This is a genomic window from Afipia sp. Root123D2 (assembly GCF_001425835.1).
In the GTDB taxonomy this organism is placed as follows: domain Bacteria; phylum Pseudomonadota; class Alphaproteobacteria; order Rhizobiales; family Xanthobacteraceae; genus Afipia.
In genome coordinates, this window is record NZ_LMDP01000002.1 from 802,695 (window position 1) to 828,513 (window position 25,819).

A 25,819-nucleotide genomic window follows, 5' to 3' on the forward strand; every position below is an offset into this window, starting at 1 on the left:
TGTGTAGCAGATTAACTGATGGTGGTCGAGGGCTTCATCGAACTTCTTCGATATTCTTGCTCCTTCAATCTTAGCCCATCAGAATGCACGACAACCGGGGATTCTTGCTTGTGTTCGGTACGCACCCGCGAGATGTGCCCCTGCCGCGCGGCGAGGACGCTGGATCAAAGGGGAAGCTGAGTGTCGCAGATCGTCGAAAGCCTGAATGAATTCGTTGCATACTCCGCTTTGCTCAAAGGCGACGAAAAAGGCGAGGCGCAAGTTTTTTGCGACCGGCTTTTCAAGGCGTTCGGCCACGCGGGATACAAGGAAGCGGGCGCCACGCTTGAGGAGCGTATCAAGAAGGGCTCCGGCAAAGGCACGTCATTTGCTGATTTGGTTTGGAAGCCTCGTCTCCTAATTGAAATGAAAAAGGGGGGCGAGAAGCTCCATCTTCATTACCAGCAGGCCTTTGAATATTGGCTTAACGCCGTGCCGAACAGGCCCCGTTACGTCGTACTGTGTAATTTCAACGAGTTCTGGATTTATGATTTCGACCGGCAACTTAATGATCCCGTCGATATGGTGGCCTTGAAGGACCTGCCAACACGGTATACCGCGCTCAACTTCCTGTTCCCCAACGAGCGGAAGCCCGTCTTCAATAATGATCGCGAAGACGTCTCTCGTAAAACCGCTGACGACATGGCGTCACTCTTCAAGGCGCTTACGCGAAGAAAAACAAAACCTATTCCACGCCCGCAGGCACAACGCTTCATCCTTCAAATGATGGTGGCGATGTTCGCGGAGGATATCGACCTATTGCCGAAAGACACAGTAGGCTCCCTTATCGACGATTGCCTCAACAAAAATCAATCGTCGTATGACCTGTTCAACGGACTCTTTTCGCAGATGAACTCACCGACGCGGGCAACTGCGGGGAGGTTCAAGGACGTTCGCTATTTCAATGGAGGCCTGTTTTCATCTATCGGGCCGGTGGAACTTAACCGAGAAGAATTGGAAATTATTGGCGGCGAAAACGGCGCTGTAACTGAGAATTGGTCCAAAGTTAATCCAGTCATCTTCGGAACGCTCTTCCAGCACAGTATGGACAAGGAGGAGCGCCATGCGTTCGGTGCCCATTTTACGTCTGAGGCAGACATCCAACGCATTATCGGACCGACAATCATCAAGCCGTGGACAGAAAGAATCGACGCGGCTACCCGACTGCAAGAGTTGGTCGAAATCCGAAAAGAACTAATGAACTTCCGCGTTCTTGATCCCGCCTGCGGAAGCGGAAACTTCCTTTATGTTGCGTACCGAGAGCTTGCGCGTCTCGATCTTCGCATTCTAGCCCGCATGGAAGAAAACTTTTCGGCGAAGAACGTCGCTAAACAGGCACTAACTGCCAGCATCATCAGCCCGATGAAATTTTTTGGGTTCGACGTGGATTCGTTTGGCGTCGAGCTGACTAAAGTAACACTCATGCTGGCCAAAAAGCTCGCGCTTGACGAGGCGATGGTCACTCTCGGGCGCGATGAGATGGAATTTGGATTCTACGATGGTCTACCGCTTGACAACTTAGATGCAAATATCAGGCAGGCCGACGCGCTCTTCACCGAATGGCCGCAAGTTGAAACGGTCATCGGCAATCCACCATTCCAGAGTAAGAACAAGATGCAAGAGGAGCTTGGCGTTTCTTACCTTCACAAGCTTCGCGAACGCCACCCCGATGTACCCGGACATGCTGATTATTGTGTCTATTGGCTCCGACTTGCGCACGATCATTTGAAGAGTGGACAACGCGCGGGCCTCGTCGGAACGAACACAATCCGCCAGAACTATTCCAGAGAGGGCGGCCTCGACTACATCATTTCCGAGGAAGGCACGATCACTGAAGCAGTATCAAGCATGCCGTGGTCTGGTGAGGCTAGTGTGCATGTTTCGATTGTGAACTGGATCAAAGGCGAACAGGCCGGAAAGAAGCGACTTTATCTCCAAGAAGGCGCCGACCCCACGGCGGGCTGGCATCACGAAGATCGTGATGTAATTTCCTCCGCACTCTCATATGGCTTTGATGTCACTAAAGCGAAGTCGATAAAGGCCAATTCAAGTAGCGACGCCTGTGCGCAAGGCCAGACCCATGGGCACGCTGCGTTTCTTCTCAAACCAGAAGAGGCGTCTGCTCTGTTTCAATCTGAGCCCAAGTACCGAGATGTTGTTTTTCCATTCTTGATTGCTAATACACTATTCTCGTCGAAGGATGGATTGCCTGATCGATATGTAATTGATTTTGGCGACTTGGACCTCTTGTCCGCACAGAAATATGCGAAGGTGTACGAACGCATTGAGAAAACGGTTCTTCCGCAAAGAAAAGCCAAGGCGGCTGAGGAAAACCATCGCAACTCTGAAGCCTTGAAGACGAATCCCTCAGCAAGGGTCAACCGGCATCATGAAAATTTTCTGAAGCAATGGTGGCGTATGTCATATCGCCGCGCCGATCTGATGGCGTCCATCAATAAGGTGGATCGCTACATCGCTTGTGGGCAAGTTACTAAAAGACCTATCTTTGAATTTATTTCCAGCGACATCCATCCTAACGCAGCCCTTGTCGTATTTCCGCGTGACGACGATTACACCTTTGGTATTCTTCAATCGTCGATTCACTGGATCTGGTTTACCGAGCGATGTTCGACGCTGACGGAAAGATATCGTTACACGTCAAATTCCGTGTTCGATAGTTTTCCCTGGCCGCAATCACCGAAGATAGAAGCAGTCAAGGCTGTGGCCTCTGCTGCGCGAAAGCTGAGGCAGGCGCGGCGCAAACTTTGTGAAAAGCATAATTTATCGTTACGCGATCTTTATCGCTCCGCAGAACTACCCGGTGATCATCCGCTCGACGATGCACAGGAAGCGCTTGATGCGGCAACGCGCAAAGCCTATGGCATGGCGGCAAAAGCTGATCCTTTGAAATTCTTGTTTGACTTGAACCAGTCTCTGGCGGCACTCGAAGAGAAAGGTCAGCCAATCGTTGGCCCCGGCTTACCGGAGGCATTTGCGTCCGACACTAGCCTGCGTTCAGACGATTGCCTTCGTATGCCGTAGCAAGTCACCAGCATTCGACCGCGCCGTTAGCAGCCGTTTATTTTTTCGAAGTCAGATCTTTCGCAAGAACCGCTTGTCGGAAATAAGCTGACCGCCAGTGCGTGGCGTCTCCTCGCGTGTTCGCACATACTTGAATTTATGGTCAGCCGAGTAGACTTGCCGGTCGGCTCCATCGGGCATTGTGCTGTTACAGACGGCTACAGTCTCCTCGGTTGCATCCTCCACGGTATTTCCAACGTTGAATGCGCCGACGACGGCGAGTGTGGGAGAGATCGGAAAGTAGATATCGGTCCCCATCATGGCGAGGCCAGGTGCCATTGGGCCGTTCCGTATGGCAGGGTCTTGCCAGTAGAGATAGAATGGTCGGTCAGATGTAATAAAGCCGCCAGAGCCCTCGGGTGCACGCAATAGATGCCAGCCGCGTTTGTGCAAGAGCGGTATGGTGTGGTCGAGCAATTGTAATTCAACGCTGATGACTGCATTGCTATCGAGTGCGATCTTGAAGCTGCCGCCTTCGAAGGCCGTTCGCATTTCCTCAAAAGTGACATCGTAATTTTCGGGCAGAGCACCCTCTACTTTCGCTTCCGCAACGCTAGCGTCGTATGTCGCCTGACTTTGAAGCCGAGCGGCAATGTGCATTCGACCGAGCCCGTCGGCGATGCCGCGAATATTCTTGCGCATGTCAGGGTTTCGCAGCGCCGTAAGCCCGATAAGAGTGAGGAGGTATGAGCGGTCGTCCTCGTTCTCCAAATTGCGGGCCTCATTGATACGAACGAGCGCTTCAGCAAGACCGGTCTCAAAGTCTCCCATTGCGCTTTCAAGCGCGTCGGGGTCCATACCGTCCAGATAGATGCGATTGAAGTAGTTCTGGCAGCCAACGTCTTTAACGTTATTCTTAAAAGACTTCTCAAGCTTCCGGTCGAATACTGAAATCTGATGTGCGTTGCCCTTTTTGTTGGCGAACTGGCGCAAGTAGCATTGCGGCACATAGTGCTGTTTTACGGGCCTGTTGCGAGTTTTCCCCATGTCCGCGCCCCCCGTCGCACTTTCTGTGGCACCATATGAGCATGATGCAATGTAAGGATAACCAATTGAGAACGCCGCATAGATATCCCTTTTGTCAGAGGAACAGGCTACGGCACCTTCTCAAGTTATCGCATTGATGATGCGTCTCAGGTGTTCGTATTGAGGACATTCAGCTTGTCGAAGAAGATACGGTTCCGCTTCTTTGCGTCACCGAGCAACTTATTATAGTCAATCACTTCGTAGTAAGCAGAGTAGGTCTTATGGAAGCCGTAGTATCCCTGATTGTCGGGCGTCGGCGTCGCGTCGATTGTTTTAAGCACGCGCTTTAGTGTCGGCGTGATGTCTGAGATTACGTAGCAGAATGCAGGAATCTTCTCATTTGCCACAGATATGCGGCGGCCCTTCGCGTCTTTGAACTCCCCTGAGCGGATAGAGTCGACAAGTTCAAGAGATTGAATAACGGGGTTGTCGTCCTGGGAATAGTCGTCACGTTCGGGGCGCTTGAATTCCAATATCGTGATGGAGTTGATGGGGTGATCGCCTTCGCCATAGACAAGCTTCTGGTCATAAATGAAGAGGTCGGGGCGCTTCTGCGAGTCGTTCTCGGGGTTTTCAAGCGAGCGGAGCTGCTTATCGGAAGCGAGGAACGTGTGGTAGGTGAGGCGCTCGTCCACCATCCACAGATTCTGCTCGTGGTAGGGGATGTCTTCAGACGTTGAGCGCATCGGAAACACAAGCTGATGCACGACCTTCTCAAGAGGGTATTTCTTGTCGCCCTCGCCAAGTGAAATAGCGCGCTCAAGGAACTCCAGAATTATGCGACGGTGCATAATATATTGAGCGAGCGCAGATGTACCCAACTCGTTGTAGTCCTCCATGAATGCGGAGAGGCGCTTATGATAGGCGTCGTAGTCATCGACCTTCTCAGCCTCTTTAATTATGCGCGACCCCTCAGCCTTCATCTTCACTTCCCGCTGATACAGCTCGCGGTGAAGCGCTGTTTCCAAGTCAGGCTTAGTGGCGTTGGGAGATATCTTGTCGATGAACTCCGGCGTGTACTTCATGAGTATCTTGTATTGGGGTGCGTCTGATTTTACGTAGGCACGCAGCTTCTCTTCTTTCACCTCGTTGATGCTCGCGATTGATTCACGCAGGTCAGCCTCGATATACTTGAGCGACTCGTTTCGAATCTCTGCACGCTTGATCTCGTCATCGAAGAGAGATGTCTGGTCCACTTCGGCATCTTCGCCCGAGGCAAAATCGAAGTCGGTACGAGCTGGGTTCACGTGCTGGGTCAGGTATGGACTCTGCACGATGCCGAGATAGACGAACGAATTGCCGTCTCGGTCGATGAGTCGCGTATTGAGATTAGGAACGAATGCTTCGAGCTTATCGCTGACCACGCCACGCTGATTAGCGGAGTAAACGAGCTTGTGCCTGGACAGCTTCGGGGTCGTGAGCCGGAAGCCGTGCAGCGTGAAGGGCATGCCCTTGATTTGGAATTCATGGGCTGCAGCGGTCGCGCGAAACTCCTTGTCGAATACCTCGTTGACCGAATGTACGAGCCCTTGATCGGTGACGGTCACTCGCGGGCAATCGTCCTCAAGGAAAATGAGCAGGAAGTGCTCGATGAGCTTCTGTATTATCTGGTCGGTCGTGCGCGGACACGTGCTTTTGTACGGCTCGCGCAAGTTTACGAGCCCTATCGTTGTCCCGGTGCCGCGACCAGGAGCCGGTTGGGGCAGGCCTTCCTTTTCAAGTTCATAGTCCTCGTCAAACGTAAACATCCGGCGCTGGGCGGCTTCACCATTCTCCTTGAAGGTGCTGTCGATCTCGACCCTGTCGAACGCCTTAAGCCACGTGAATCGGCCGAGGCCCTTGCCGCCGCGGGTGAGCTTGTGGTCCGAAAAGGCCGTATTGAATGAGTCGAAGTTCTCGTCGTTCAAACCGATGCCGTTGTCCGTAATGGTAAACGACCGGATAGGGCCGAACTCTTCCTCCAAGAGGACGGCATCACGCTCGATGGTGATCCTGATAAAGCTGTCCTTGGTCGGCCGCTTGGCGTCCCGGATGGCCTGAAACGAGTTCATGACCGCTTCGAAGAGCGGAATGAGCGGCTTCCACTTCGGGAGCGGTGTCTGCCGGACCTGATTTCTGAGGTTGGTCCACAACATAAAAAGACTCGCGAGAATCACTGAAGGAAAAAAGGATAAGGCGAATTGCTGTCGGTTGAAACGGTGGCTTTATACACCAAAAGGCCCGTGTGAAGGGGAGTTCGTAGCTGTCAGGACACGCTAGGGCCGCTTTCGGCTAAGCCGAGGGAGAACTGGCAGGCGCTTCAGCGGTCATTCCACAGCTTGAGGCAGAAGCCAGCTAGGAAGCAGATGGGTCCCACGATGAGGAGTAATCGGCGAACTTTCCGGTCCGAAGGCAGCGCTCCTCGCTAGGCACAATCGACCAGCGATTAATTCAGGGTCATACCCGCGAGACATGGGCTCGTGTGGCTGCGCAGCGCCTTTCCCCCTTCCCCGCCTCGCAGATGCCCGTCGGCAAGCACCTAGGCACCCATACCCCTCAGCCGCATCAAACTCGCCGCCGATCACGCATGCCACCGGCCGCCGCCCCGCGCTGTCACTTGCCTATCAGGAGTTCAACTCAGCGGTGATAGCATCCTGCGTCACCGCATCGGCGAGATGAGTTCAGCCCGGTTGGTGTTCTGAAATCCCTCTCGAAGTTCATAGAACTGAACAAAATGTTTTCGGGCGCTTGGCGTGAACAAGGCGATTTTCCGTAATCATTGATTTCCACGCGCCATGGGCTATGCCAAATCGCTAGGCCGATACCGGAGAAATTTTACGAGGGGTCACACATGCGAGACGTGATCTCGGGGCAGCGGCTGCGAGATTCCCCCCCCGGCCGTATCAAATTAAGGACACCATGCGAAACTGTCGCTGAGCTTTCATTCTATCGATGTGAGTCAATTTGACTCGTTGACGGCGCATTGGCACGCGAGTCCGCGCTCCGTAGAATCCGTAGCAACGCTCGATGGTACCGTTGCTTCACGGAGGATAATGCAATGAATAGACTAGAATACATTGCCTATTACAGGGTCTCCACAAATCGTCAGGGGAAATCAGGACTAGGCCTCGCAGCACAGCGAGAGGCGGTCAAACGATTTCTGGGTTCTGAAGGCATCATCTTCGCGGAATACACGGAGATCGAAAGCGGACGACGATGCGACAGGCTACAACTGCAACGGGCTCTCGCCACAGCCCGCTTGCGCCACATGCCGCTGGTTGTCGCAAAGGTCGATAGGCTTACAAGATCGGTGAGCTTTCTCTCTACTCTTCTCGATGCAGGCGTGACGGTGAGGTTCGCAGACCTGCCCACGCTGGACGGCCCGACTGGTCGTTTCATGCTTCAGCAAATGGCTGCGGTGGCTGAGCTTGAGGCCGGAATGATTTCCGCGCGGACAAAAGCTGCATTGGCTGCCGCGAAAGCACGAGGAAAGAAACTTGGTGGGGACCGTGGCGGCAGGGCGACTCGTGAAGCCCAGGCACAAGGCCGCGCAACACAATCAAGCCGAGCATTGATCCGCGCCAAAGACTTGGTCCCACTGTTGAACGAGCTCGCCGCAAACGGCATCGTTTCCGCCCGGCAGGTCGCCTTAGCCCTGAATGAGCGGCGCATACCGACGCCCCGGCACAAAACCTGGTCATCTTCGCAGGTTATTTCTTTAATAAAATTAGCTAAGTCATTGTAAATATTATATAATAGTATCTTATGACCCTCCAATATTGCGCCTTATTTCTTTTATATGGTGAAAAATAGGGGGTTATAAGAAAGGGATTATTTGATGCTTTTGGAATTGGCTACCAGCACTCAACCGAAGCTCTTCAGGAATACGGTGGTTGCGTTTCGTCTCGACGGCGGCCCCATTCAGGTCTTCAGCAGCAAAGAAAACGAAGAACCAACACTCGTGTGTCTTCTGCAAACTCTGCTCCAGAAATGCCAGCAATACGAATCCGTTGAGGTCAGGTCCCCGAGGAACACGCTTACAAGGCCGTTTGAAGAGAGATGGTATGACAACTGGGTCGCCACGGACTTCGCAGGCAAAAAGAAGTACAGCAGCGAATGGAAGGCGCTGAAAAAACTCTTCGATGAAAAGGGGATTGAGCGGCCAGCCTTTACGCGCAACGACAAGGACGGCCTTACTGCACTGAAGAATGAGATTCAAGAGAAACGCACAGGCAGGAAAAAACAGGCGCCCTATGTTCCGCCACCGGGCGAGCCTGATGAAAATCCATGGAGCAAGGACGAAGAGACACTCGAAGAGTATCTTGCTCGCAAGGACAAGGAATAAGCAGCAATGTCTCCGAACAAAAACACTCGGGCGTTTCTGCAACGCATCTCAACGCCGAATCCTTACGCCTTCGCAATCTGCCCCATTCTCGGTTGTGGCCGTCCATCGCAGGCAAGAGCGGGTAAAGGCGCGTCAGTCATTCACTGTGATCGTTGTGTTCGTCACAAAAATAGACATGGAGATTTCGTCAAAGCAACCTATACGGCGACTCAGTTTCGTCCCTATCGTCTATCCGTTGAGCGATACCTCAAGACGATCCCTGATGACCGCTATATTGCTCATGCTGAACTAGGCCTGGAAGTATTGTTGGAAGAGGCTGGCCCCGTCCATCGTGTTGCGGACTATCCTATGCTGCGGCCGGAGCAGAAAGCCAAATCAGTGCTCGCCAGGATGAAGCGAGGTGGCGTTTCCGTTCGGCGGTTGCTGGTCTTGGCTTTGGCCGTGTCGGCTATCGTAAAGGACGATCCGATCCGACCGATGGGAACACCGGGCGAGTTTAGACTCATGCAGTTAGGCAAACGATGCCTACGTCTGCGAGGCTGTTCGGGTTACCACGCTGTCTATGGCCCTCACGGACGGTATGACCGTTATCCGCGCTCGGCGGGCCTATTCGTGCGGTGTTTAGGGAAGTTGGTAGAGGATGCCTGCGATTCCGCCCTGATACATCTAGACACAATTCTGGAGGCCAAGCAGGCGGCCTTTGGAGCCGCGCCTATTCCTCAGCATCTTTTGTAAACTCGCTTGGGGCTCCTCAAATCAGCTAGGAGCCCCTTTGAGTTCGACGCGAGGGCGCACTTTCGCGCCATATCTGGTTGGAGAAACAAGGGTGTCAGACTTTGAACGTGCCGACATGCTGGAATCAGGGAGCTTCCGGAAGTTTGATCCTTGGCTGGTGACTGACCGCAAGTATGTTCGCACTATCGCTCAGAACGTCGCAGGCGCCTATTCGAGTATCAGGCCGCGGCAGCGAAAGCTGAGAACTTATGACAAGAAAAACGTCGAGATTGTCACGAGAGCCATCCTTGCCAATGTCGCTTATGCTGTTGCGATGGGAGATGACTTGCCGATTATCGCGGTCAGTCTGCGGGCCTCGAAAAGAAAGCTGACCCGCTATGATCGCTCCGGCTTTGCAATTCTGCCAAAGCTCCTCGAAGTTTTATCCGAAGGCGGCCTCATCGAACTGCGTAAATCCGATAGACGGGGCGTGACAAGCTCCTACGTTCCGTCCGACCATCTGTTGGCAGACCTCAAGAGATTCCGCCTCGCATCTGAGCATTTCGCATGGGAGCACGGAATTGAGACAATAAACCTGAGCGTCACCACGCGGGATTATTCAACCCAAACGCGGTCGGTCGAGCCAATCGACTATGAAGATACCGATGAGACAAGACGGTTTCGGGAGGAGATGACGCGGCTCAATAAATTTCTTGGCACCGCTAAATTCAACTTCTTGGATGACGATGGGCCTCCCGTGCTGACGAGTCATCGTGACCTTGTGAGATATTTTAAGCTTAACCACGCCGACGATAAGCCTAACTTTGATCTTGGTGGCCGGTTGTTCAACGGATGGTGGCAAGGCCTTTCGAGTGATCGCCGCTCCCACATTAGGATCAGAAATGAGCCCGTCGCAGACCTGGACTTCTCGGCGGCCTTCTTGCGTCTCGCTCATATTGAAGCGGGAGTGATAGCCTCTGATGGTGATTTGTATGCGAACGTTCCCGGTATCGACGGACAGCAATACCGAGCAGGACTGAAGAAAATCATCAACTCTATGTTTTTCAGGGATACGCCGCTTATCCGGATTCCGTCCGATGCAAAACCGCTGCTTCCCCGTGGGATCACCGGCAAGGAAATACGGGAGGCCATCCTCTCTGCTTTTCCCGCCATTCGTCATGTCTTCGAAAGCGGGATAGGCCTGCGTTTGATGTTCCGGGAATCACAAGTCATGGTGCGGTCCTTATCCCGGCTGATGGACCTGCATGTGCCCGCTATGTGCATGCACGACGGGCTGATGGTTCAGAGATCAAAAGCAGATATTGCGGCTCGGGAAATGGCGTCCGCTTCGGCTGAAATATTGGGTCAGTCGCTGCCTATCAAATTGAAAACACTCTACAAATAACGACCCTCATATAGGCTTAGCGGGGACATCTCGGAGGGCTAGCTTAAAGCCCCCGCCCTCAAGAGAGGATGGTGGTCGGGGCGATCACATCATCGCTCCCTTCAAGGAATCCCCAGGAGCGAGAGCATCACGGACACCTTAAAGAGCATCGCGATGAGAAGGGATCAGTGGTAACCCTCAAAGGCTTCTCCAAGGAGTCCTTTAAGGAGAAGCACCGGCTTAGAAAGAATGAGCGGGATGATCTTCACCCAAAGGTCAGAGGGTGAGCCTTAATAGCAACCGACTCATCCGCGTAAGTTATCCGGCGACACCGGGCGGGATCAGCTACGGGATCGCCTTGGAGGCACCAGCAGCCGATCAGGTGTTGTCTTCAGAGCGGACGCCAAGCGGGCAAGCACGACGATGGTGACATTCCGTTTACCCCGTTCGACTTGGCTGACGTAGGTACGGTCCAACCCAGCCTCAAACGCCAATTTTTCTTGAGACAGACCAGCCGCTTTGCGGGCCTTCCGCACGGTCTGCGCCACGACGCCGATGATGCCTGTCTCATCTTCCATGCGGACGAGAGGGCCGCGATGATGACTTTCGGTCTACGGACTTTGAGTCTCATTTACGATCTGCTATGCAGACATTTTCAGCAGGTGCGAGAACAGTCCATGCCTAAACTTATTCTCGATTGTCGAGCTATCAGCCTTTCTCACGATCAGATGGTGAACCTCCGAAAGTCCGGTCACCTCAATCTCGGAATTGATAACAGCTTAGCGGCACAAATCTCAGCCGAACGGCTTGGCTCCAAGACAACCACAGCGTCAGAAGCCCATAAGTTCTGGCGTCTCGCAGCCCTTGGTGTCGCGGCTTATGGTATCTACCTGTCCTTTACGTCACATTGGTGGTGGTTCATCGTTGGCATCATAGGAGCCCTCATCATCAGCAAGGCGAACCAAAAGGGAAACGCTGGAAACGTGCTGGATGCAGCGATGATTGATCCCGACTTTTACGAGCGGGTCAGGAAGATCAACGGATGGCAGTATCAGATTGATGAAGCAAACGCGGCCCAATACCGCTTGAGTACCGGCCAGAACGCCAAGTCGCAACCCGCTCAGGAGGCCAGAATTATTCCGCAATCCGAGGTAGATCGGCTCCGCGAAAATATTCCTCAAATATTGGATACTTATACAAACCTCATAATCAAACATTCTGGTGAAATTATCGATTCATCCTGGCTGCCAGTGAGCAAGGAACAGATGATCGAAATATTCAAATCCATGTGGGTTAACGCTGAGACGGAAGACCATCGTGACGCCGTTGAGTCTCTCTGGTCATCCCTTTCCTTCTTTCAGGAGGGCGTAGGATCGACTCCAATTACACCCCCCATTGAGAACGTTAAAGATATGCCTATCGAGAAAATGTCAGAAGCCCTTGGCAAATACCTACCTTGGTCGGACCGAGTTTCATCCGACATGCTGGCTATTCGGCGCGAAAGGGAGGCATTCAAAAAGGAAAATGCACCTCGGCATTGAGTGAGATGTAACCACTCAAATTGCCCGCCATGTTATTCTCGACAACTCTATCGGGGACTTTACATCATCCATCGCCTTCGCGAGTGGCTTCAGCGAAAAGCCCTTGCCATATGAACGTCCTACGCCCCCGCCGCTATGACCTGTTAGAGCATCATGCATTTCTTCGGAGATGTTCGCATCCCGGGTCATCCGCTTGAAGGTGTGTCTAAAGGAGTGAAAGACCTTGGTGCTATCCGTCACGCTGCACGTCGAGCGCAGATAGCGGCCAAACCATTTTGACCAAGCCGATGACCTTGTCCGCTCGCCCTCGGCCTCTACCTCCGGCCACAACGGGCTCTCCAAGCCAGCACCGCCCTTAAGCAACGCCTCCCTGTACTTCAGCAAGCCAACTCGCTTCAATTCTCGGTGGAGCGGCACATGGCGGATAGATGAGGCGGTCTTGGTGGAGCGCCCGCCAGTCCGGTCAATGTCGAAGAACCATCGCTTGGTGTCCTCGTCCTGCCGAAGATCACATATCCGCAACTGCGCTATTTCATCGAGGCGCATCCCGGACAACAGTCCGATGAGCGGAAACCAGAAGGCCGCCTCACCACCGCCACCGGCTGGTCGCTCGTTCTCCGCATACACTGGCGACGTAAAGATGGCCTTGAGGTCCGCCTTCTCGAAGTGCTTGCGCCGCGCCTGATGTGCATCAACGGAAAACCTGATGGCTTTGCCAAAGGGATTCACAAAGCCCGGCACCTTATCGAGGAAGCCTTCACGTTCAGCCCGCGAAATAATTCCGCCAAGCACCTGAACGATTTTATTCACGGTGGTGGCCATCCGTGGCTTGAACTTGGAGAGGTCTCGTTTCAGCAACTCCGGCAAGGCGAGCCTGCGCAGATCACGCGGTAATGAAGCAGGCACCTTGGCAACGGCATCACGAAACTCGCGAGCCTTCTCACGGGTTATCGCTCCGAGCCGGAGATCGCCGTGAAGCTCCTTGAAATAACGGACGGCTTGCTCGGCTTCAGTTACCGTATTGGTATTCGGCTTCTTGGCATTGTGAGCCGAACCACCCGCAGCCCATGAGGCCAGTGCCTCGGAGAGCTTAGGCCCCAGTTCGTCACTAGACTGGGCAGCCACCACAACCGGTGTCGGAATGATCTCGCCACGCTGGCGCTTCCTCATCGCATCATAGGCCCGCACATGAGCCTCAAGGACCACCAATGCGGCCTTCTGAAACTCCGGTGAGGATTTGCTTAGGAAGAAGCCCCGCGCTTTCAGGGCGATGTTGGTTTCAGGGTAGACAATTCGCGGATCGCGCCGCGCGTAGGCCGCTCGAAATTCATTCTCAAACACCGGCAGCAATTCACCGTAGGCGTGAGCATGATCGGGAGACATTCCCATCTGAGAGCTTGGCGGCACGTCCACGAGGTCTGGCCATTGAGCCCGCTCCTCAGGCGTTTGAAGATGCCGTCGGTCATCACCTTCCGTCCGCTCGGCTTCATCGTCCGCGAGGAGCTCCGCAAAAACTTCATCGCCCAGTTGCTTGAAGTCGAGAACCACCGGCTCCGCCGCGACGTAAGGAGGCGCAAGAGCAGTCATGGCAGCATCGAACAACTCGGACGCCTTCAAGGCCTCCTGATGGTCGCGTCGCTTTGCTTCCTTCACATCCTTCGTAGAGAGCGAGCGGACAAGTTCACGCTTGAAGCAATGCGTTTTCGGGTTGATGAGATCAGGGAAAGCCTCGCGCATGTGAGCAGGCACGGGCTTCCCGGCCAGCGCTTCGGGTAGCCGCTTTCGAAACTCGTAGGTGCCGGACGCACGCCGCTGCATGTAACTCAAAGCCGCCATTGTGGACCACCTTTGTGGGCTACGATTGTGTAGCAGGCGGCCCTCTAAGCTCATGATTACTTAGAGTTTTCAGCTTTTCAATGGCTTAGAAATCTTTGGCGCTCCCTAGGGGAATCGAACCCCTGTTTCAGCCTTGAGAGGGCCGCGTCCTAACCGCTAGACGAAGGGAGCTGCACACCGCAGGCAATAGCCTCGAACGGCGGCGAGGGCAAGTATCGAAGGTCCGGTGGCGTCATCGCGGGGGGCCGGTCAGGTGAGCCGCCCCGCACCTGCGTCTCACACAGCGAAAACCGCATCCGCGCAGCAGGAACCTGGTAACCGCGCAAAACCTTCAGGGCGCCGTGGTGAATCTCAGGGTTCCCAAAGGCTTGAACGAGCGGGCGTCGTAGGTGTGGATTTCGGTGACCCCGCCGACATCCACCGTCACCACGATCCGGTCCGAGGCGACGCCGGTGGCCACGATCCGCGCGCCCTTGGGCAGGCTGGCGGCCAGATCCCCGGTCGGGGCGCTTTCCTTGGCGTGGAAAAGACGGTAGCCCACGGCGATCAGCACCGCGGCCACCCCCAGCACCGTGGTCAGGCCGGCAATCAGCATCAGCCGGCGCACGCGCGCGATCATCGCGGCCTGCTCGGGGGTTGGTTCGGGCGTCACGGATTCGGTCATGCAAGGCTCTTACACAGAGACGCCCGAAGAGGGAAGCGAGCGTCACAAGGTCACCGCCACCGGCGACGAAGGTTCGCCGCGGCTCGATCGCGTGCTCGCGGCCCATTGTCCGGACCTGTCGCGCACCCGCATCAAGGCCTTGATCCTCGACGGCCGCGTCACGGCCAAGGCCGCTGTCGTCCGTGATCCCGCCCATCACGTCGCCGCCGGCGATGGGATCACCATCGACGTTCCGCCGGCCGCGCCCGCCGAACCCGAAGGCGAGAACATCCCGCTCGACATCGTTTATGAGGATGACGACATCGTCGTCCTCAACAAGCCGAAAGGCCTCGTGGTGCATCCCGCCGCCGGCCACGAGACCGGCACGCTGGTCAACGCGCTGATTGCCCATTGCGGCGCAAGCCTTTCCGGCATCGGCGGGGTCAGGCGTCCGGGCATCGTCCACCGCCTCGACAAGGACACCACCGGCCTGATGGTGGTGGCGAAGAACGACCGCGCCCATCAATCGCTGACGGCGCAGTTCGCTGATCACGGCCGCACCGGCGAGATGCGGCGTGGCTACATGGCATTCGTCTGGGGCGTGCCCAATCGCCCGCGCGGCACCATCGATCAGCCGATCGACCGCCATCCCCACGCCCGCGAGAAAATGGCGGTGCGCCAGGGAGGCCGCGAGGCCATCACCCACTGGGACACGATCGAGGCGTTCAACGGCGATGACGGCAAGCCGGTCGCCGCCCTGCTCGCCTGCCAGCTCGAGACCGGACGCACCCACCAGATCCGCGTCCACCTCGCTCATGCTGGTCATCCCCTGATGGGTGACGAGGTCTACGGCTCGGGCTTTAAGACCAAAGCGAATCATCTCGCACCCGAAGCGAAGGCCGCGCTGGCCGCTCTTGGTAGGCAAGCCCTCCATGCTTATTTGCTGGTACTGGAGCACCCGACCACGGGAGAAATAATGGAGTGGCAGACCGGACTTCCGGAGGATTTGCTTCTCCTCGAGGGTGCCCTCCGTAGTACAGACTAATGGAGGTGTGCTAAAAAGCCGCATGGTTACAGACATTTAACCCGCGTCACGGGTTCGTGACCCCGGTTTGTTCTTCCATTTTCGCTCTCGTTGGGTGTATGCTGCATCTGCGCTGGAGATGTCCCCGCGTGGAACTTCGCAGCTCCGCTGGCTTTGACAAAGCAGCAGCCTGCCTGGCCCGCCGCTATCGGGGGCCTGAACAACTGGAGGGCGCAACCATGGCCCGTGCAGCTACCTTGCCGGTTCTGAATGGCGAATCCGGCCTTTCCCATTACCTTTCCGAAATCCGCAAATTCCCGATGCTGGAGCCGCAGGAGGAGTACATGCTCGCCAAGCGTTGGCGTGAGCATGACGACCGCGATGCGGCCCACCGGCTCGTGACTAGCCATCTGCGTCTCGTGGCCAAGATCGCCATGGGCTATCGCGGCTATGGCCTGCCGATTTCCGAAGTCGTCTCCGAGGGCAATGTCGGCCTGATGCAGGCCGTCAAACGCTTCGAACCGGAGAAGGGCTTCCGCCTTGCGACCTACGCGATGTGGTGGATCAAGGCCTCGATCCAGGAATATATCCTGCGTTCGTGGTCGCTTGTGAAAATGGGCACCACCGCGAACCAGAAGAAGCTGTTCTTCAACCTGCGCAAGGCCAAGAGCAAGATCTCGGCGCTGGAAGAAGGCGACATGACCGACGATCAGGTCAAGCTGATCGCCAAGCGCCTCGGCGTGACCGAGCGCGACGTGGTCGACATGAACCGCCGCCTCGGCGGCGACGCCTCGCTCAACGCGCCGATCCGCGACGACGGCGAGCCCGGCGAATGGCAGGACTGGCTGGTCGATACCTCGCCCAACCAGGAAGCCATCATGGCCGAAAGCGAGGAGTTCGATCATCGCCGCACCGCGCTGAACGGCGCGATGGGCGTGCTCAACCCGCGCGAACGCCGTATCTTCGAGGCGCGGCGTCTGGCGGAAGATCCAATGACGCTGGAAGACCTCGCCGCCGAATTCGGCGTGTCGCGCGAGCGCGTGCGGCAGATCGAGGTCCGCGCGTTCGAGAAAGTGCAGGCGGCGGTGAAGTCCACCGTCGCACGGCAGGAAGCGGCCCGCGTCGCGGCGTAACCTCTCGCGCATTACAGACAACGAAAGCCGGCGTTCGCGCCGGCTTTTTTGTGCGCTCAGTAATAGTCCTGCAGATAGTCCGCGAGCGTATCGGGCTCGTAGATCGAGCCGCTGCCGAGCGGGTCGTTGAGCATCGTCTGCGCGTTGGTCTTGTAGTCGGCGGCAACATCGTCCGGTGCCGGCCCCAGCGGTTGCGCCACGATCGAGCGATAGGATTCGTAGTTGTCCTTGCTGCCGACGAAAATGCACACACAGCCCTTCGGATCGGCATACAGATAGCGCGTCTTGCCGTCGACGGTGTGGATCACGAAGCGATGTGCCGGCATCGCGCGCAGCGCCTTTTGCCCCGCGGCATCGTTGGCGAACTTCGGGCGAAAACCGGCCGAGGAGAGATAGAACGCGTTCTTCTCCAGGAACGGCTTGCCGGGCGAAGTCTCCTGCGCGGCCACCGGATCGGCGAACATCAGGAACAGTGCCGCCGTTCCGAACGACGAGATCGTGGACATCGCACGCATTAGACACCCATGCTTTGGACGCGGACATCCGCGTTGTCATGTGACGCAGCACGCTAGCCCGGCCGTCGGAGGTCTGTAAACGGCGGACTGCCGTCCCGTGGGCTGTGCCGCAGCACCACTCTCAATTCACCATCCCTTCCGGCTTCGCGCCCATCGCCAGCGCGCGATCGAGCGTGTCGCGCAGGTTCGCTGCTGCGGCGGCGGTCATGCGCAGATGCGCCACCGCCTTGACGCGGCTCGCGACCTTGCCGTGCGGCGCAGCTTCGATCAGCCCGGTGGCGAGCATGAGATTCACCAGCCCGCCATTGTTGCCGAAGGTCGGGCAGACCTCGAAGAAAATGATTGGCGCATCCATCGTGCCTTCGATCGGCAGAAAGCTGGGATCGGATTCCGTCGCGGGTATATCGGCCATCGTGAGCTCCTTAATTTCCGTCATGCGCGCACATCGGCGTGATGAGAAAAGCGCGCGGCACCGCGGTTTTTGACAACGATGTGAAACGCTGCGCCGCAATGCGGCGATTGTCAAACATGCCCACAACATGTGGGGCGCTCAACACGCGACTCATCAAGATTCGCGCACGCGGATTCACCGTGAAACAAATGTGACTTGAACCTTTCCAGCATCACAACAGCGTATACACGCGCGCGGCGCAGCCGCTGACTCACATCGGCCCAAATTGATCTCTACCTTGCATGCACACCACGAGAGGGAGAGACATATGGCCAATCGTCCACCGCAACGATTCGATGCAGAGGTCGTCGACACGCTGAGAAAAATTCTCGACATCGCCGTCGAACAGATCGCCGAGGAAAATCGCACGCCCGCGACCAAGGCGAAGATGGCCGAGTCGATCGTGCGCCGCGCTGCCGATGGCGTGACCGATGCGCATATGCTGGTGTCGATCGCCGTGCACGAGGGCGAAACCCCGGCGGCGTGACGCAGCCACCCGGACTGTTCCAGGCCGGCTCTACCGCGAGCCGGCTTTTTCATGAAAGAAAAGCGATGTCGGGTCTGTGGATTGCGGGGACATTCCACGTCGTGACCGGAACGGTAAGCACGGATTCACGATTGGGCCCCAGTGTCGCAGGACATCAAACTGCACCAGAACCACAAAGGTCAGATAAAATGTTCCAGGCATCCATCAAGAACGCGGTCGACAGCTACGAGAGCGCGGTCGACGAGGCCATCGCGATGTGCGGCGGCGATCTGCGCGGCGCGCTGAAGGCGCTGATCGCAGCCAACGAATTTCTCGAAGCGGAGTTGTCGTCGCTCTACGCCGCCGAAGCCAGCGGCTTTTCACACAGCGGCAGCGCCAACCGCGTTCACTAGAGCTTTAGGGCTTTTCGTTCTGATGAATCAGAAGCGAAGCTCCAGGCTTTTGACGCGTCTTCGTCACGCGAGCCGGTATCCGTCCGCTCGAAAACGCGATCGGCGGTGCGTCAGCTGAGCTTCGGCGCCAGTGTCGCGAACTGTTCGTCCTGCGGTTTCGACGGCAGCGATCCAAACGCCTTGGCGTGATCGATCACCTGCGCCAACAGCTTGAGGCCGAGCGGCGCCAGCGCCCGCTCCCACAATTCGCGCGCAGTCTCGCCCTTCTTGACGAAGCACCATTCCTGCGCGGCGATCGCGCCGGCATCCATGCGCTCGGCGAGATGATAGATGGTGCCGCCGGCGATCGGGTCGCCTTCCTTGATGGTCCACTCCACCGCGGCGATGCCGCGATGGCGCGGCAGCAGCGACGGATGATAGCCAATGCCGCCGAGCCGCGACGCCGCGAGCGCCTCGTGACTGACGCGGGCATGGCTGTGCGCGGTGATGATCAGGTCGGTACCGGGCGCGATCTCGGAGGCCTCGATCCGCTTCGGATGATCCTGCACCACAACCTCGATGCCAGCAGTCTTGGCCGTGCTGGCGAGGCGATCGCCGGCATCGGCCACGACGACGCGGGCGATCTCGACGCCGTGATCGCGCAGCATGTTGAACGTGGTCACGCCGAAATGACGCGAGCCGGCAAGTGTAATCCGCATATGGCTATTGCCCCCAGGCTGCGAAGGCTTCGTTGAACACGCGCTCTCCGGGCGGCCCCTTCTCGATCGACAGGATTGCCCGCTTCTGGTCGCCATAGACCATCGGAATATCGAGCGATGAGCGCTCCTTCAGCACCTGAATGTTGCGCGCACGGTCGGTCTCGACGTTCGACAGTCCGATCAGGAAATAACCGTCCTGCACCTTGACCGAGGTCGCGGCGAGCGGTGTGCCGCGCGGCTGGTCCGGCGACTTGGCGTAGATACCCGGCACGTTGGCGATCGTGGTGCCGAAATCGGGCGGCACGGTATAGACCACCTCGATGGTGTGGCTGGTCGCCGGCATCGCCGGATCGGTGTTGCGCAGGATGGTGACGGTGACCTTCATCTTGCGGTCGGGAATCTCGATATCGGCGCGGATCGCGGTGTCCGGCTTCTGCTTCGGCGACGCGGCGATCTGATCGGTGCGCCACACCACGGTGCCGACCGACTGCTTGCCCTGCGGGTCCGACGGGTCCTCTTCATAGAGGATGGCGCGCTGCGCCACCGGCGCGATCTGCTGCGACGAGCCCGGCTGGCCGACGCGATCGGTGATCTTCGGGCGCACGCCAGCGTCACCGTTCGCCGCGGGCTGGGTAACCTGCACGGGCGGCTTCGACTTCAGCATCGCCATGATCTTCGGCGCGGCCCAGAAGCCGCCGCCGATCAGCATCAGGAGAATGCCGACGATGATCGCAGCCCTGAGCGGAAACCGGCGCGTCCGGACCGGAACGTCGTCAGTGTCGAGCGGCGGACTGTAATCGTGCGGTTCGGCGCCGCGCTGCTCCATGCCCGGCTCGAGACGGTCGAACTCCGGCGATGGTGACGGCACCTTGGAATAGGTCTTGCGCGCGGCACGGTTGGCCTGCGCCGCGGCGTTACCGAGATCGTTGGCATCGGCGACGACATCGCGGAAGCCGCGCGTGCCCTGCCCTGACGGTGTCGGCCCCCCGAGCGATGGGCGTTCGCTGTCGAACGCCCGGCGCACGGACCCGGCGGTGGTGCGGGTATCGCGGGCGCGGGCGATGTCGTCCCAGGAATCTTGCCGCGAATCCTGTCGCGGATGCGGCGGTTGATCGTTGGGACCATGCGCCCCATCGGGCCGCAGATTGCGCGACGGCCGCTCGCCCGGCGCGGACGGCGGGCGAGCGGCTGAAGCGCCGGAAGCAGCCATGCGCGCGGCGGCGGCGCGCGCACTGTCGCGCAGCGCATCGCCCGGACGCGGCCCTTCACGCGGCGGACCTTCGGGCGGGCGCGGACGCGGCGCATCGGGCCGGGCGTCGCCCCGCGGCGGCGAATCCGGACGCTGCACTGAGCGCTGACGCTGCACGGCCTCGGCCTCGACCCGGCGAACGGATTCCTCGAGCGCAAGACGCTCGCGGGTGATTTCGGCTTCGCTCAGAGCTGGTTCAACGCTGCGCAATTGCGCGATCAGCGCCGAGCGGGCGCGTTCATACAGCGCGCGGCGGCTCTCGCCGGAGGCGTTGGGGTCCAGACCAGCGATCGCGCGGGCAATGAGCGGGTAGTAATCTGCCATTATTGTCCCGTCAGGAGCCTTTCAGAGAGAGTCCTGTAGTGTAACCGGCCCGATCGCTAATCAATCACGCCTCGAAGGGGTTTTGCACGAGAATAGTATCCTCGCGTTCCGGACTTGTGGAGAGCAGAGCAATCGGACAGCCGACCAATTCCTCCACCCTGCGAACATATTTGATCGCCTGCGCCGGCAGATCGGCCCATGAACGCGCATTGGCGGTCGGCTCTTTCCAGCCCTCGATAGTCTCGTAGATCGGCTTGACCCGGGCCTGCGCGCCCTCGCCCGCCGGCAAATGATCGATCTCCTTGCCGTCGAGCTCGTAGCCGACGCAGACGTCGATGGTGTCGAAGCCGTCGAGAATGTCGAGCTTGGTCAGCGCCAATCCGTGAATACCGCAGGTGCGCACGGTCTGGCGCACCAGCACCGCATCGAACCAGCCGCAGCGGCGCTTGCGCCCGGTGTTGACGCCGAACTCCTTGCCGCGGCGGCCGATCTCTTCGCCGATCTCGTTGTCGAGTTCGGTCGGGAACGGTCCCTGCCCGACGCGCGTGGTGTAGGCCTTGCAGATGCCGAGCACGTAGCCGAGCGAACTCGGGCCCATGCCGGTACCGGTCGCGGCCTGCGCCGCCACCGTGTTCGAGGAGGTCACATAAGGATAGGTGCCATGATCGATGTCGAGCAATGCGCCCTGGGCGCCCTCGAACAGGATGCGCTTGCCCTCGCGGCGTTTGTGATCGAGCAGATTCCACACCGAATCGGCGAACGGCAGCACGTGCGGGCCGAGCGCCATCAGTTCCTTGAACACTGCGTTGGCGTCAATCTCCGGCAGCGACAGGCCGCGACGCAGCGCGTTGTGATGCGTCAGCAGGCGATCGATCTTGTGCGGCAAGGTTTGCGGATCGGCGAGGTCCATCAGGCGAATGGCGCGGCGGCCAACCTTGTCCTCGTAAGCGGGGCCGATGCCGCGCTGGGTGGTGCCGATCGCGGTAGCCTTGTTGGCGTTCTCGCGCACGGCATCGAGTTCGCGATGCAGCGGCAGGATCAGTGTGACGTTCTCGGCGACACGCAGATTGTCCGGCGACACCGCGACGCCCTGACTGCGCAGCTTGTCGACCTCGGCGATGAAAGCCTGCGGATCGAACACCACGCCATTGCCGATCACCGACAGTTTGGAAGACCGCACTACACCCGAGGGCAGCAGCGCCAGCTTGTAGGTGTTGCCGTTGATGACGAGCGTATGACCAGCGTTATGACCGCCCTGAAAACGGACGACGATGTCGGCCTGCTCCGATAACCAGTCGACGATCTTGCCTTTACCTTCGTCGCCCCACTGAGCGCCTACGACGACGACGTTAGTCATTTCGATCAGCCATTCGAGCGAGATTCGCGTAAGCCATGTCCGAAAGGATCCTTATGCCGCCCGCAAACCAGCCCACAGGGACTGCACCTTGCTGCCCGGGCCGTCCCAATGCGAGGCATGTCACCGGATAAAGGATGACGGCAAGGGACGCAAGCGAAAGCGGCTGTCGACGCATTACCGAAAGGTCATGCAAACTATTGATATCCCCAGATAAATCCCTTCAACCCGCCCTCGCCCGGGCAATGCGCCGCTTAGACTGTGCAGCCGCCCGGCTCTCCTCGCTCACGGCTGATGAATTGGCCGCGGTTGCTACCGCCGGCATTCCCGTTTCTAGGCCTGCAATGTGGCGATCAGACGCCTCATCGCCACGCAGGCGGATGGCACCCACACCACCGGCGGAGGGGAGCGCTCTTCTCCCTCCCCCTGTGGCGAGGATGGCGCATTGGAGCAAAGCGACCATGCGTCGGGTGGGGATTTAGCAGACATCTCGAACATCGAATTCTGCGCGCAGCCCCGCCCTGACCGGCATGCAAATAACCGGCTGCGCGCCAGTGGCAGCGAAAGTGCATTGGCTCAATTCGGGATTGTCGCTTGTCCAGCGCGGCAAATCAGGCACAACTCGCGTTTGCACCCAACGCAGACCCCATGACCGCCGCTGAGCAGCATCTGCCCCAACCCTCCCTCGTCGCGCGCTTCTACAACCAGCCTTATCTGCTGTTGAGCCTGATGGCGCTGTTCTGGGCCGCCAACATTGTGCTCGGACGCTACGTCGCCGACCACGTGCCGCCGTTCGCGCTGACTTTCGGACGCTGGGCCGGATCGTTTCTGATCATCCTGCCGTTCGCATGGCCGCATCTGCAGCGCGACTGGCCGCTGATGCGCAAGCACGTACCGCTGCTGCTGTTCCTCGCGTTCACCGGATTCGCTCTCAACAACGCGCTGTCCTACTGGGGCCTGCAGCATACCCAGGCGCTCAACGCGCTTCTAATCCAGTCGTCGGGGCCGCTGTTCGTCGCGCTGTGGTCGCTGATCCTGTTCCGGGTCCGGCTGACCTTCGCGCAGACCATCGGCATCGTGATCTCGCTGTCCGGCGTGCTCGTCATCATCCTGCGCGGCGATTTCGCGGCGCTGGCGGCGATCGAGTTCAATATAGGCGACATCATGTTCGCGGCGGCGCTGGCGGTGTTCGGTGTCTATTCGGCGGTGATGCCGCGACGGCCGAAAACCCATCCGCTGTCGCTGATCGCCTTCACCACCGGCTGGGGCGCGCTGATGCTGCTGCCGTTGGTGGGGTGGGAAATCTCGACGGGCCACACACTGACGTTCGATACCCTGACCATCGCGACGCTGGTGTTCGTGGTCATCTTCCCCTCGACGCTGGCCTACATCTTCTTCAACCGCAGCATCGAACTGATCGGCCCGAACCGCGCCGCGCCGTTTTTCCATCTGGTGCCAGTGTTCGGCTCGGCGATGGCGATCGGGTTTCTCGGCGAACAGCTCCGCCTGTTCCACCTCATCGGCTACGCGCTGGTGCTGGCGGGCGTGGTGATCGCGTCACGGAAGCAGAAGAGAGCATCGCGTCAAGCATGAGGTTGTGAGGCCTCTCCCCATGCGATGTCATGCCCGGACTTGTTCCGGGCATCTCGCTTAGGGACGCACGGTGCCCACCTTATCGGGGTCACCGGGACATAGGCGAGCGGAAGCAACGCCGTTCTTCGAATGGCTATGCCGGTCATGACATCGAAATCAATGTCCAGCATCACCCAAAAACAAAAACGCCGCGAACGAAAATCGTCCGCGGCGTTTGCTGCTGGAATGGTGATGCGCGTTATGCGGCACGAACCTTGGACAGGAACTCGTTGACCGCCGTATCCAGCTTGCCGGCTTGAGTATCCAGTTCACGGGCATTCGACAGCACATCCGAAGCCGCCGAACCGGTGGCCGCGGCCGCCGTGCTGACGCCGCCGATGTGCTGGTTGATCTCGCCCGATCCCACCGCGACCGACTGGATGTTGCGCGCGATCTCGCGTGTCGCCGCCCCCTGCTCCTCGACCGCGCTCGAGATGTTCATGGTGATCTCGCTCATCTGCGCGATTGTCTCGGTGATGCCCTTGATCGCCACGACGGCATCGCTGGTGGTCGACTGCATCGCTGCGACCTGCGCGGAGATTTCCTCGGTCGCCTTGGCGGTCTGGTTGGCCAGCGCCTTCACTTCAGAGGCGACCACCGCAAAGCCACGTCCCGCCTCGCCCGCGCGCGCCGCCTCGATGGTGGCATTGAGCGCGAGCAGGTTGGTCTGCGCCGCGATGGTGTGGATCAGTTGCACGACTTCGCCAATCTTCTCGGCGCCGCCCGACAGCACCTGCACAGTGGCATTGGTGCGCTCGGCATCGGCCACCGCCTTGGTGGCGATCTCGTTGGACTGCGAAACCTGCCGCGAAATCTCGGCGACCGACGACGACAGTTCCTCCGCCGCGGCGGCGACGGTTTCGACGTTCTCCGAGGCTTTTTCCGACGCGGCGCCGACAGTGGCCGCGCGGCTGCTGGCATCGCTCGCGGTCGAGGTCATGGTTTCGGCGGTGGCCTGCATTCCGGCAGCCGAACTCGCGACCGAACGGACGATGCCGTTGACGTTGCGCTCGAAGTCGTTGGCGAGGCTCGCCATCATCGCGGCGCGTTCGGCGGCGGCGCGTTCCTTGACCTGACCCTCGGCGTGTTCGAGGTCGCGAATGCGGATCGCATTGTCCTTGAACACCTGAACCGTCGCGGCCATCACGCCGATCTCGTCACGACGGCCGATGCCCGGAATATCCTCGTCGAGCTTGCCTTCAGCGAGCGCCTGCATCCGGGTGCCGAGCTGGCCGAGCGGACGGGTGATGCTGCGGCCCATCAGCCAGGCGATGAAGCCTGCGATCGCGGCGATCGCGAGGATGGCGATGCCGAGCGCGAGTGCGATCGGCATCAGCTTGGCATCGAGGTCATCCAGATAGGCGCCGGTGCCGACGAACAGGTTCCAGCCCGGGACAGCGACCGCATAGGACATCTTGCGGATCACCTTTTCCTCGCCCGGCTTCATGTACTGATAATAGAGCGTAACGTCGCCCTTGGCGGCCACGCCGCCGCTCAACTCGCGGACCAGCTTGCGGCCAGCGGTTTCAACGTCGAGGCGATTGGTGCCGATCTGCTTCGGATTCGGCGCGGAAATCGTGATGCCGTCCATCGTGTAGGAGAACAGGTAGCCGTCGCCGTTGTCGTAGGTCATGGTCCGGACCCGCTGGGCCCATTCCTCGATCGCGGCCTCCTTGGTCATCTTGCCGGCTTCGACCTGCTTCTGCAGGGCCAGCGCCATGGTCCGCGCGGTCTCGACGATGGCATGGGTTTGCTCGGTCCGGGCCTGCAGCATTTCGTTCTGCATCATGCGACCGGCAAAAAGACCTGCCGCAACAAGGCCAACGAGAGTCACACCCACCAAAACACCCAGCTTCAGGGCGATGGGCCAGTTATTCAGAAACTTCACGACGGCTTCTCCGAAGGAATCGGCGCGGACGCGCCCAGGGACATTAGCGGATCAGTTTACCGGCGGACTATTGAGTCTTTCTTA

General features: G+C 58.4%; 21 protein-coding genes and 1 tRNA gene. 10 read left to right on the plus strand and 12 right to left on the minus strand.

Annotated features, from left to right (window positions below; all coding sequences use genetic code 11):
* The first annotated feature begins 180 nt into the window (after positions 1–180).
* The gene (locus ASC80_RS12935; RefSeq protein ID WP_056297601.1) at positions 181–3,081 is read left to right on the plus strand and encodes a DNA methyltransferase; all 2,901 of its coding nucleotides are present in this window, start codon (positions 181–183) and stop codon (positions 3,079–3,081) included.
* A gap of 51 nt (positions 3,082–3,132) precedes the next feature.
* On the opposite strand, the gene ASC80_RS12940 is transcribed toward ASC80_RS12935, so the two are convergent.
* Together ASC80_RS12940 and ASC80_RS12945 are read right to left on the minus strand one after the other, a co-directional pair.
* A complete protein-coding gene (locus tag ASC80_RS12940; protein WP_056297602.1) occupies positions 3,133–4,107 on the minus strand; it encodes a DUF4238 domain-containing protein in 975 nt (324 codons plus the stop codon).
* Positions 4,108–4,253: 146 nt separating this feature from the next.
* Entirely contained in the window at positions 4,254–6,281 is a 2,028-nt protein-coding gene (locus ASC80_RS12945; protein ID WP_156464384.1) for an ATP-binding protein, read from the minus strand.
* A gap of 902 nt (positions 6,282–7,183) precedes the next feature.
* On the opposite strand from ASC80_RS12945, the gene ASC80_RS12950 reads away from it, so the two are divergent.
* The 3 genes from ASC80_RS12950 to ASC80_RS12965 all read left to right on the plus strand — a co-directional run bounded on the left by ASC80_RS12950 (position 7,184) and on the right by ASC80_RS12965 (position 10,589).
* Positions 7,184–7,870, plus strand: a complete 687-nt coding sequence (locus ASC80_RS12950) for a recombinase family protein (protein ID WP_056297606.1) — start codon at positions 7,184–7,186, stop codon at positions 7,868–7,870.
* A gap of 93 nt (positions 7,871–7,963) precedes the next feature.
* The gene (locus tag ASC80_RS12955) at positions 7,964–8,470 is read left to right on the plus strand and encodes a hypothetical protein (protein ID WP_056297611.1); all 507 of its coding nucleotides are present in this window, start codon (positions 7,964–7,966) and stop codon (positions 8,468–8,470) included.
* Positions 8,471–9,296: 826 nt separating this feature from the next.
* Positions 9,297–10,589 (plus strand): hypothetical protein, encoded by a 1,293-nt coding sequence (locus ASC80_RS12965; protein WP_156464385.1) that lies wholly within the window; start codon positions 9,297–9,299, stop codon positions 10,587–10,589.
* Between the two features lie 320 nt (positions 10,590–10,909).
* Here ASC80_RS12965 and ASC80_RS23155 read toward each other — a convergent pair whose 3' ends face one another.
* Positions 10,910–11,146, minus strand: coding sequence for a helix-turn-helix domain-containing protein (locus tag ASC80_RS23155; protein WP_082512566.1), 237 nt, complete (start codon positions 11,144–11,146; stop codon positions 10,910–10,912).
* Between ASC80_RS23155 and ASC80_RS12970 the strand changes: the two genes are divergently transcribed.
* Entirely contained in the window at positions 11,069–12,109 is a 1,041-nt protein-coding gene (locus ASC80_RS12970) for a hypothetical protein (RefSeq protein WP_162244589.1), read from the plus strand. The two genes, ASC80_RS23155 and ASC80_RS12970, sit on opposite strands and share 78 nt — an antisense overlap.
* A gap of 15 nt (positions 12,110–12,124) precedes the next feature.
* Here the strand turns inward: ASC80_RS12970 and ASC80_RS12975 are convergent, their stop codons facing one another.
* The 3 genes from ASC80_RS12975 to ASC80_RS12985 all read right to left on the minus strand — a co-directional run bounded on the left by ASC80_RS12975 (position 12,125) and on the right by ASC80_RS12985 (position 14,609).
* Complete coding sequence (locus ASC80_RS12975) at positions 12,125–13,945, minus strand: site-specific integrase (RefSeq protein WP_156464387.1); 1,821 nt, start codon at positions 13,943–13,945, stop codon at positions 12,125–12,127.
* Between the two features lie 96 nt (positions 13,946–14,041).
* Positions 14,042–14,116: transfer RNA gene (locus tag ASC80_RS12980), tRNA-Glu, on the minus strand.
* 160 nt (positions 14,117–14,276) lie between these two features.
* A complete protein-coding gene (locus ASC80_RS12985) occupies positions 14,277–14,609 on the minus strand; it encodes a hypothetical protein (RefSeq protein ID WP_056297620.1) in 333 nt (110 codons plus the stop codon).
* Here ASC80_RS12985 and ASC80_RS12990 point away from each other — a divergent pair.
* Both ASC80_RS12990 and rpoH read left to right on the plus strand, forming a co-directional pair.
* Positions 14,608–15,633 (plus strand): RluA family pseudouridine synthase, encoded by a 1,026-nt coding sequence (locus ASC80_RS12990; protein ID WP_056297623.1) that lies wholly within the window; start codon positions 14,608–14,610, stop codon positions 15,631–15,633. The two genes, ASC80_RS12985 and ASC80_RS12990, sit on opposite strands and share 2 nt — an antisense overlap.
* A 218-nt stretch (positions 15,634–15,851) precedes the next feature.
* On the plus strand, positions 15,852–16,745 hold the full coding sequence (rpoH, locus tag ASC80_RS12995) for an RNA polymerase sigma factor RpoH (RefSeq protein ID WP_056297626.1): 894 nt from the start codon (positions 15,852–15,854) through the stop codon (positions 16,743–16,745).
* 56 nt (positions 16,746–16,801) lie between these two features.
* Here the strand turns inward: rpoH and ASC80_RS13000 are convergent, their stop codons facing one another.
* Both ASC80_RS13000 and ASC80_RS13005 read right to left on the minus strand, forming a co-directional pair.
* Positions 16,802–17,260, minus strand: coding sequence for a hypothetical protein (locus ASC80_RS13000; RefSeq protein WP_056297628.1), 459 nt, complete (start codon positions 17,258–17,260; stop codon positions 16,802–16,804).
* A 121-nt stretch (positions 17,261–17,381) separates the two neighbouring features.
* Positions 17,382–17,672, minus strand: a complete 291-nt coding sequence (locus ASC80_RS13005) for a hypothetical protein (protein ID WP_056297631.1) — start codon at positions 17,670–17,672, stop codon at positions 17,382–17,384.
* Positions 17,673–17,979: 307 nt separating this feature from the next.
* On the opposite strand from ASC80_RS13005, the gene ASC80_RS13010 reads away from it, so the two are divergent.
* Both ASC80_RS13010 and ASC80_RS13015 read left to right on the plus strand, forming a co-directional pair.
* On the plus strand, positions 17,980–18,198 hold the full coding sequence (locus ASC80_RS13010) for a hypothetical protein (protein WP_056297634.1): 219 nt from the start codon (positions 17,980–17,982) through the stop codon (positions 18,196–18,198).
* 188 nt (positions 18,199–18,386) lie between these two features.
* Complete coding sequence (locus ASC80_RS13015) at positions 18,387–18,590, plus strand: hypothetical protein (RefSeq protein ID WP_056297637.1); 204 nt, start codon at positions 18,387–18,389, stop codon at positions 18,588–18,590.
* A gap of 110 nt (positions 18,591–18,700) precedes the next feature.
* On the opposite strand, the gene ASC80_RS13020 is transcribed toward ASC80_RS13015, so the two are convergent.
* From ASC80_RS13020 to ASC80_RS13030, 3 genes are all read right to left on the minus strand, one after another.
* Positions 18,701–19,288, minus strand: a complete 588-nt coding sequence (locus ASC80_RS13020) for a formyltransferase family protein (protein ID WP_056297640.1) — start codon at positions 19,286–19,288, stop codon at positions 18,701–18,703.
* 4 nt (positions 19,289–19,292) lie between these two features.
* Positions 19,293–20,861: a hypothetical protein gene (locus ASC80_RS13025; RefSeq protein ID WP_056297643.1), complete on the minus strand. Its 1,569-nt coding sequence runs from the start codon at positions 20,859–20,861 to the stop codon at positions 19,293–19,295.
* 64 nt (positions 20,862–20,925) lie between these two features.
* A complete protein-coding gene (locus tag ASC80_RS13030) occupies positions 20,926–22,218 on the minus strand; it encodes an adenylosuccinate synthase (RefSeq protein WP_056297646.1) in 1,293 nt (430 codons plus the stop codon).
* A 645-nt stretch (positions 22,219–22,863) separates the two neighbouring features.
* On the opposite strand from ASC80_RS13030, the gene ASC80_RS13035 reads away from it, so the two are divergent.
* Entirely contained in the window at positions 22,864–23,808 is a 945-nt protein-coding gene (locus tag ASC80_RS13035) for a DMT family transporter (RefSeq protein ID WP_056297649.1), read from the plus strand.
* A 238-nt stretch (positions 23,809–24,046) separates the two neighbouring features.
* Here the strand turns inward: ASC80_RS13035 and ASC80_RS13040 are convergent, their stop codons facing one another.
* A complete protein-coding gene (locus ASC80_RS13040) occupies positions 24,047–25,735 on the minus strand; it encodes a methyl-accepting chemotaxis protein (protein WP_056297653.1) in 1,689 nt (562 codons plus the stop codon).
* Between the last annotated feature and the right edge of the window lie 84 nt (positions 25,736–25,819).